Source organism: Wolbachia endosymbiont of Drosophila seguyi (genome assembly GCF_028981765.1).
In the GTDB taxonomy this organism is placed as follows: Bacteria; Pseudomonadota; Alphaproteobacteria; order Rickettsiales; family Anaplasmataceae; genus Wolbachia; species Wolbachia pipientis.
This window is the reverse complement of record NZ_JAPQLM010000047.1, coordinates 1-8,457: the sequence shown is the minus strand read 5'-3', so window position 1 is coordinate 8,457 and position 8,457 is coordinate 1. Positions and strand designations below refer to the sequence as shown.

Below are 8,457 nucleotides of genomic sequence, written 5' to 3'. Positions count from 1 at the left end.
CGCGCTTATAAGTCGTTTAAGACAGTATAGTACGCCAATTTGCAGGATTAGAGAGTGACAACTAGCTAACGCGGGGTTTCTTTTGCCTTTTTTTCTGCTTAGTAAATTTCTTAAACATTTAAACTAAGGTGAGTTGCGTTTAAAAGCAGCTAAATTGCAGTGTTTAAGATTTAAAAAACGCCAAATACTGAAAATAGACAATGACTAGGGCTTCTTTTGCCTTTTTTTTCATTTGGTAAATTTCTTAATGTTTGTAGCTAAACGACAACCGTCATCCCTGTAAAGATCAAGTATCCCGCTACTTGTTAGCGGGACCTAGAGATACCACGAATGAATCGCGGTATGACGGTTCACGGTGGCATGACGGTTAAGTAATTCGTCATCCCGCTACTTGTTAGCGGGATCTCTTGTTAGCGGATGAGATACCGCGAATGAATCGCGGTATGACGGTCTGCGGCGGTATGATGGTCTGCGGCGGTATGACGTAGAGCTCGCGTCAGCTACTTTCATGACACCATTTGCTGTCTTTAAAAATGAATGTTCTTACAATTGTGCGTCATGCGCTTTATTAAATATTTTACTTAAAAATCTAATTTCTTATTATACAAGAGATAAGCAATTCATTGACGATGAAAAATTACAAAAAGGGGCATAGAAAGCGCCTAAGAGAGAAAATTATTTTAGATAATGGACAATCATTACTTGATTATGAAGTTTTAGAGCACATTTTATATTCAGCATATAGTAGAATTGATGTAAAACCGGTGGCAAAGAGTTTGATAGAAAGTTTTGGCAGCTTAAATAAAGTTTTTAATGCTGACCTGGAAGCGCTGCAAAACGTTGATGATGTCAGCAATGCAGCGATATCTGCCATCTTTTGTGTAAAACAAGCCTTTGTTCGTTCTGCAAGAGAAGAAATAAAAAACCTGCCTGTAATCGATAACTGGGAAAAATTGCTTGATTATTTAAGAATAAGTATAGGAAGCCTCAATAAGGAAAATTTTCGTGTCATCTATATGAATAAAAAGTATCGTCTAATAGCGGAAGACTTGCAAAATATTGGTACAGTAGATCAAACTCCTCTTTATGTCAGAGAGATCATCAAGCGCGCACTTTTGATTGGTTCAACATCCATTGTAATATCTCACAATCATCCAAGCGGAGATACACAACCTTCAAATAGCGATATATCTCTCACTAGACAACTAGCAGAAGCTTGCCAAAGTATAGGAATAGAATTAATAGATCACATTATTATTACATTCAGTAGCTATTTTAGTTTCAAGGAAAATAGGTTGTTGTGAAAGCCTTTATAGCTACAGTAACTTAGATTTACCGACAATCGTCATTCCGCTACGTGTTAACGGCTAAGAGATACCGCGAATGAATCGCGGTATGACGTAGATTGCTGTCATCCCGCTGCTTGTTAGCGGCTGAGATACCGCCGCGGTATAGTAACTCGTCATCCCGCTACGTGTTAGCGGGATCTATCTGCGGCGGCATGACGGTAAGTTTTATTGTGGTATGATGGTGTAGTATAATGTTGGTAAACCTCAGTTACTTTAGCTATAAACGATTAAGATGAAGTTATCATATATCTATATACTTACAAATAAAGCTAATAGCACATTATATATTGGTGTAACTGCAAATTTGATCAAGAGGATTTGGGAACACAAAAACAAAATTGTTTCAGGTTTTACATCAAGATATAATGTAAATAAACTTGTATATTTTGAAGAGTTTGAAGATATAAGTTTAGCTATTGCAAGAGAAAGGCGCCTGAAAGAATGGCCAAGGCAGTGGAAAATTAATTTGATCAATCAAAAGAATCCTAGCTGGATTGACTTATATTACTTAGCTTTAAGATAGCTATGCTGAGATCCCGCTAACACGTAGCGGGATGACGAGAAAGGAGCAGCAGGATAACGGTTGAGTAATTCGTCATCCCGCTACTTGTTAGTGGCTGAGATACCGCGGCGGTATGACGGTTTGCGGTGGTATGACAGTTAAGTAATTCGTCATCCCGCTACTTGTTAGCGGGATCTATCCGCAGCGGTATGACGTAGGACTGCTGTCATTCCGCTACGTGTTAGCGGCTGAGATACCGCGAATGAATCGCGGTATGACGGTCTGCGGCGGTATGACGGTTCGCGGTGGTATGACGTAGTAGCTATTTCTTGCAATCAAGTTTCGTTAAAAGTCAGATTGAATGGTTAAATCTTCCACCCAAATAACCACGCACTCTACTTGCTTGTTTGGATATATTTCTTGTACTAAGGTTTTATAGATTAACATCTGTTTTTTTATTTCATTTAATAAGGAAACAGAAACGTTACGGTGTGATTTGTAGTCAATTATGATTGCTTTATCTTGCGTTATGCATAGCCTATCTAGTCGTACTAATACTGACTTGCCATCAATTGTTCCACTCAGTGTAATCTCTGATTTGCCTTCCAAGTCAAACAAATAGCCATATTTTTCATTAAAGGCTAATATTTTACTGTAAATTTCATCCTTATCTTCGCTGATGTTATCAAGGTATTTTCTGACCCAATTTTTTCTCCTTTCTTTTTCTATCTTGGGCATATACTGCAATATGCTGTGAATAATCAGGCCTCTTGCATAACCATCTGTCATCCAAGTAGCTGACACTGGGATCCATTCTGCTCCTTCTTTTTCACTGGATTCCAGCGTCACGCGCTGGGATGACACCGAAGAGTGGGCTAAAGCTGGTGGAAGGGAAATGACCGGAACGTCAAAATAATCACGTTTTTTATAAATGTAAGGGTAGTTTGCATTCACGCATAATACTTCAACTTTTTCTTTAAATATTGGCTGTAAATCCCTTTGTTTCTTTTCATATGGCTCTCCGTACTTAGTGATTAGATCATACCAAGAGCCCTTTTGCACTGGCTCTTTACTTAAGATGTATAACTCATCTTCAGCACGCGTGAGTGCTACGTATAATAAACGCAAATATTCATTATAATCCTCTAGTTTTTTCTCTCTTTTTACTTGATCGCAATAAGCGTTGTTGTTTTTTCCACACCAAAATGGCACTTCTGTTCCATCAAAGATAATGCTTTCACTGTTTCTTGGCACTGTGTTTGTATCAACCAAAAATACTATGGGAGCTTGCAGACCTTTTGATTTGTGAATTGTCATTATTCGCACAGCATTGCGTTCTGATTGCATATCATTCTTAATCTCCGGATTATTCTCCTTGATCCATTGAACAAACGCTTGAAGAGATGGGTTTTCAAATTGCAACACGAGGTTCATAAATTCGTCTAGAACCTCAAAGCACTCAAGACCTAGCCTTGCAGCAAATTTCTTCTTACCTGTACGCAATATATGTGTAAATAGTGCAAGAGGAGACTCTATGCGAGATAAGTTAATGAGATAGTTTAATTCACTATAGATAACCACAGAATAATCCTGAATTCTTTCCCATAGTGAATGCTCTTTACGGTCGTATGCAATGTTAAATAAATCATCCTCGGTGAAATTAAATAGCGGTGATTTTAAAGCATTTGCAAGAGCTAAATCATTTGCCTGGAGGAGTAAAAATTCGGCCAAAGCTATTAAGTCCTGCACGGCTATATAGTCCATAATTCTAAAATAATCCCGGCCTACAACTGGCACGTTTGCTTTTTTAAGTTCGCTTATTATGTAATCAACTAATACGTTTCGTTGCCGTACCAAAATCATAATGTCTCTTGGCTCTATATGGCGATCTTTAGCGACTAAAATTCGCCCTTCATTTAACCAATTGTGAATTCTGTTGGCTATTGTTTGAGCAAGTAATCGGTCTGCTATTATATAATTTTCCCTGCATGTCAGAGGAATTTGTAAAGCTTGCTGTTCTTTCTCTTTGCGCCTTGGTAACGCTGGCCAAATTTCAATATATCCTTGGTCATTTTCTCTATGTGGAACATGTTTTATTTCATTATCATTAAAAGATATTTCTGCGCGGAAGTTATTAAATATTCTATCTACAAGCATCAAAACTTCTGGAGTTGAGCGAAATGACTTTTCAAGTTGGCATGATATCCAATCTCTACCACCAGTTTTCGTATGAAAGTATTGTTGCATATAGTTGAATAGATGGGGATTTGCTCCTTGAAATCTGTATATGGATTGTTTTACGTCACCAACAACAAATAAGGTTCGCTTTTCATCATTACCGGCAAAAAATTCATCGCAGAGATTTGTTATAATTTTCCACTGGCTGATGCTATTGTCTTGTGCCTCGTCAACAAGGATGTGATCTATTTTTTGATCCAAGTTAAACAATATCCAATCTTTATAGTTTGGATTGCTAAGAAGATTTGTTGCTAAGTTGATTATATCATTGTAGTCAAGCAGTGCATTTTTTGATTTTTCACTATTATACAAATCAACATATACTTTAAATACACCAAGTAAGCTACTGATTCTCTTGAATATTTGATAAGAGTTCATGTCTCTTATATGGGTAAATACTACATTCTGAACGCTCTCTATTATTTGCTCTGCATCTTTGAATTTCTCCAAAATACTTTTTGTTGCAATGGATGATATGCTCTTTTTTTCGTGCGATTCTGATTTTAAAAAGACCTTGGCTAGGTTTTCTACTTTAGTGTCATTCCAGCGCGTGACGCTGGTTCTTTTCTTCTGGATCCCAGCTGAGATGACAGTAGAATAAAGTATTTCACTATAACTCTGATCTCTTTTACTGCCTTCACTTAATATCTCGGCTAGTCTTTCCACGTGCTCAATTGTTTCACTCTGTAAGTCATGAATTTCATCTGGGGCACTCAATTTATCTTTGATATATTTCGAATCATTTGCTGACGCTGATCTTTTTACACATAAAGTATAAAGCAAATCGCGTAGTTTATTTTCATCAATTTCAGTTGCAATAAGGTTGATATCATCCTGCACAGTTTCGTTATGAAGCACTTTATTGAATATGATGGAATGTAATTCTTTGCATTCGCTCAGCGTGCAATTTGGAGCAATGCCAGCTTCTATAGGAAAGCTGGAGATTAATTTGTAACAGAAAGCGTGTATGGTTTGTATAGTTAGACCAAGATTTTCCAGTTCAGAGAAAAGCCTTCTTGCTCTTGTTAAATAATCTTTATTTTTTCTGGATCCCAGTGTCACGCACTGGGATGACAAGTAGGGGTGCTGAGATCCCAGTGTCACGCACTGGGATGACATTGGAAAGAAATCTAGTTGTTCTAGATCTGCTGCCAACACACTATCTGAACATATTGCCCACTTACTGAGTATGCTGTGAATGCGATTCTCCATTTCGTTTGCTGCAGCATTGGTGAATGTTAAGCAAAGAATATTTCTTTTGTTTTCTAATAAAAGTCTCAATACTCTGTCTATTAAGATTTTTGTTTTGCCTGTACCAGCGGACGCATTTACCCACACAGAGAAATTAGGATTTATGGCATTTGATCTCATCAGAAGTGCGAGAACCTTATAAAAGTTGACTAGAATAGCATTATACATATAATGTAAAAATAGTGTTAGTGAAGATATATAATGAAAAGTTTTTGTGTAAAGGCGCCTGCAAAAATCAATCTTTTTTTGCATGTTGTAGACAAAAAAGAAACAGGGTATCACTTGATTGAAGGTTTATTTGTCTTTGCTAATCTCTCTAATTTTTTGGAAATAAAAGTAGGTGAGAAGGATTCTAGATACGATAACTCTACAGTTGAATTTATAAACTCCGAGTCTAAAATAAATAACCAATATAACACTGTAATGAAAGCGGTTAATCTGCTGCTTAGGCATGCTCCTGTACGCACTAAAGTCACTGTAAAGGTTGTAAAAAACATACCAATTGCTGCAGGACTTGGTAGCGGATCCTCAGATGCTGGAGCTGTGGTACGTACGCTAGGGAAGCTGTGGGAGATTGATAGGACGATTTTAAATGAAATAGCCTTAAACGTTGGTGCTGATGTTCCCGCAAGCGTAGATAGCAAGCCAGTTTTTGTTAGAGGTATTGGCGAAGAATTATGCCACATTAAAAAATTCTCTTTACCTACAAATGTGGTGCTTGTGAAACCGAAAAAAAGGTTTTTGAGTACACCAGAGGTATTTTCCAAACATGAAGGAAAATTTTCTGAGCCAATTAAATGGAGCGATGACGCTGAAAAGGATTTGTTGAAGTTTCTTAAAGAGACGAGAAACGATCTTCAAGAAATAGCAATAAGCTTTGTACCTGAAATTAAGGATGTGATATCAACACTTAAGTCACAAGAAGGCTCTATACTTTCTCGCATGTCAGGCAGTGGTGTATCATGCTTTGGAATATTCGATAGTGAGGAAAATGCAAAAGCTGCTGCAGTTAATATCGGAAAAAAGCAACCAGAATGGTGGGTATGCAACACTCAATTAATAGTTTGACTTATGGATATAACTCCCTTAATTTCCGAGAATAAAAATCTTATAAATGGTTACAGGGAAGGAAAATTTTTGGTAAACAATCAAGAATATTGCGGCTCAATTATAATTTTTCCTGAAAAGGTGATAAAATTGAAAGAAAGTGATATAAACAGCAAGGAGTATTTTGAATCTTTTTTAACAGAGGAAATAGAAATTTTGTTAATAGGTACTGGTAAAACACGCAATATACTAAGTTCTTCAGTGAAGTCCTATCTTATGGAACAAAAAGGTTTAAATTTTGAATTTATGACAACAGGTTCTGCATGCAGAACCCATAATATTCTGATATCCGAAGATAGATTTGTTGTCAGTTATCTAATAGCCATATAGCATGCTTACCCAGGACTTTTTCATCAACAGTCTAGTTGCAGTAGTTGTAATTAGCCTAGTAACAGGCGCTTTAGGATCGTTTATGATATGGCAAAGGTTATCTTATCTTGGTGATAGTTTGTCCCATTCTTCGTTGCTTGGTGTTGCACTTGCTTTAATCTTTAAGATTAGCCCATCGCTTAGCATAATGCTCATTGCAATTACATTTGCTATACTACTTTCTCTTAATTTTAACAGATTATATTCTGCTGATACGATATTGAACATTGTTACCAATGTAGTTTTATCATCGAGTTTAATACTTATGTCTTTTCTTCCATCTGGCAATAATAGTATTATTAGCTCACTGTTTGGTGATATATTAACGCTCGATCAAAGTGATATAGTATTGATTTTTTTAACCTCTGCAGTAGTTACTTTGATATTAATATTTAGATGGCGTTATTGGTTAATGATTTCAATTAATCAAGATTTAGCAGTAGTTGAAAAAATTAATGTTACCTTTGTTAGACTAGAATTTTTAATCACTCTTGCTATATTTATAGCAATTGCTGCCCAACTAATAGGAATATTACTCATTGCTGCATTTTTGCTAATACCAGCAGCATCTGCAAGGCTCATTTCGAAAACTCCAATGCAGATGATTATTGTTGCAACAGTTTTTTCTGTGATCTCTGGGATATCAGGTCTCATGTTATCTGCAAGTTTTGATTTGTTAACTGGACCTGCAATTATACTTGTTGCAGCGGTATATTTAATTATCGCTTATTTTATGAGGCTAGTATTAAGCAGGTTGGCTTAATTTTGATCTCGAATGTTAATAATTTTGTAATATACTCATTATAAAACATCACTATCTTAGCACAAAATAGTTTTTGCTATACTATTCTTTATATGCTAATGATAAGTTGTTAATTTTATGGAGTAAGCAATATGAGCGAAGAAGGATTTTTTTCCAAATATATATCTCAACCTGTGAAAAAATTTTATAATTATATTACAGGAAAAACAGAAGAGTCAGATGATGTAGCAGGTGATGTGCATAATATTGCACAAGGAGACTCAGAGTCTTTGGATACTCATGTACAGTCAAATGAGAATGATATCATATAGATAGCATGAGGGTCACACCATCCAAAGTTAAAAAATTCCTAGAGAAACCTGATGCTTTACGTGGTGTGTTAATTCATGGAAGTGATAACAGTAGGGTTGATTTTTATGTACAAGAAATAATTGCTAATTTGGGTGAGTGTTCAGTTCAGGTGATGGATTTTGCAATAGTGAATAAGTCACCCAGTTTACTGTTTTCTGAATTGGCAAACGTTTCGATGTTTACCAGCAAAAAATTAATTAAGCTGATAAATGTGAGTGGAGGTATATCCAAGGAGTTAAAAAATGTATTGGATTATAACGCAAGTGGTCATTATGTAATGATGGTAGCAAATGATCTTCCATATAATTCTGCGACTAAAAGTTATATGGAGAGTTCAAAAATTTTTGGTGTGATTGCTTGCTATAAGGACAGCAACAGCAATCTTTATGACATTATATCAAGTTACTTAAAACAAAATGATATAAAATGCACAAATGAGATAATCTACCATTTGCAATCTTACTTTAATCATAGCAAGCTGCCTATATGTTCAGAACTTGAGAAGTTAGTTTTATACTTAGGGGAGA

The 8,457-nt window shown here is 36.0% G+C and carries 8 protein-coding genes; 7 read left to right on the top strand and 1 reads right to left on the bottom strand.

The features are described from left to right. Positions 1-629 precede the first annotated feature (629 nt). Complete coding sequence (gene radC, locus OZD62_RS01045) at positions 630-1,304, top strand: RadC family protein (RefSeq protein ID WP_010962534.1); 675 nt, start codon at positions 630-632, stop codon at positions 1,302-1,304. A 277-nt stretch (positions 1,305-1,581) separates the two neighbouring features. Further along, positions 1,582-1,872 (top strand): GIY-YIG nuclease family protein, encoded by a 291-nt coding sequence (locus OZD62_RS01040; RefSeq protein WP_010082530.1) that lies wholly within the window; start codon positions 1,582-1,584, stop codon positions 1,870-1,872. A gap of 324 nt (positions 1,873-2,196) precedes the next feature. Here the strand turns inward: OZD62_RS01040 and OZD62_RS01035 are convergent, their stop codons facing one another. Next, entirely contained in the window at positions 2,197-5,460 is a 3,264-nt protein-coding gene (locus tag OZD62_RS01035; protein WP_275019249.1) for a UvrD-helicase domain-containing protein, read from the bottom strand. Between the two features lie 81 nt (positions 5,461-5,541). Between OZD62_RS01035 and OZD62_RS01030 the strand changes: the two genes are divergently transcribed. The 5 genes from OZD62_RS01030 to OZD62_RS01010 all read left to right on the top strand — a co-directional run. Then, positions 5,542-6,408 carry a 4-(cytidine 5'-diphospho)-2-C-methyl-D-erythritol kinase gene (locus OZD62_RS01030; protein ID WP_010082535.1) on the top strand — a complete coding sequence of 289 codons (867 nt, stop codon included), beginning with the start codon at positions 5,542-5,544 and terminating at the stop codon, positions 6,406-6,408. Between the two features lie 3 nt (positions 6,409-6,411). Beyond that, positions 6,412-6,777 (top strand): Mth938-like domain-containing protein, encoded by a 366-nt coding sequence (locus OZD62_RS01025; RefSeq protein ID WP_010082536.1) that lies wholly within the window; start codon positions 6,412-6,414, stop codon positions 6,775-6,777. Position 6,778: 1 nt separating this feature from the next. Further along, on the top strand, positions 6,779-7,579 hold the full coding sequence (locus OZD62_RS01020; RefSeq protein WP_275019248.1) for a metal ABC transporter permease: 801 nt from the start codon (positions 6,779-6,781) through the stop codon (positions 7,577-7,579). A gap of 131 nt (positions 7,580-7,710) precedes the next feature. Further along, complete coding sequence (locus OZD62_RS01015; RefSeq protein ID WP_010082539.1) at positions 7,711-7,890, top strand: hypothetical protein; 180 nt, start codon at positions 7,711-7,713, stop codon at positions 7,888-7,890. A gap of 5 nt (positions 7,891-7,895) precedes the next feature. Beyond that, positions 7,896-8,457 (top strand): DNA polymerase III subunit delta (locus OZD62_RS01010; RefSeq protein ID WP_394370298.1); only part of this gene is annotated, 562 nt, incomplete at its 3' end.

Excerpts from the sequence above, each read along its gene's own strand:
- radC (WP_010962534.1), top strand. The coding sequence starts at position 630 with ATGAAAAATTACAAAAAGGGGCATAGAAAGCGCCTAAGAGAGAAAATT.
- OZD62_RS01040 (WP_010082530.1), top strand. The coding sequence starts at position 1,582 with ATGAAGTTATCATATATCTATATACTTACAAATAAAGCTAATAGCACA.
- OZD62_RS01035 (WP_275019249.1), bottom strand. The coding sequence starts at position 5,460 with ATGAGATCAAATGCCATAAATCCTAATTTCTCTGTGTGGGTAAATGCG.
- OZD62_RS01030 (WP_010082535.1), top strand. The coding sequence starts at position 5,542 with ATGAAAAGTTTTTGTGTAAAGGCGCCTGCAAAAATCAATCTTTTTTTG.
- OZD62_RS01025 (WP_010082536.1), top strand. The coding sequence starts at position 6,412 with ATGGATATAACTCCCTTAATTTCCGAGAATAAAAATCTTATAAATGGT.
- OZD62_RS01020 (WP_275019248.1), top strand. The coding sequence starts at position 6,779 with ATGCTTACCCAGGACTTTTTCATCAACAGTCTAGTTGCAGTAGTTGTA.
- OZD62_RS01015 (WP_010082539.1), top strand. The coding sequence starts at position 7,711 with ATGAGCGAAGAAGGATTTTTTTCCAAATATATATCTCAACCTGTGAAA.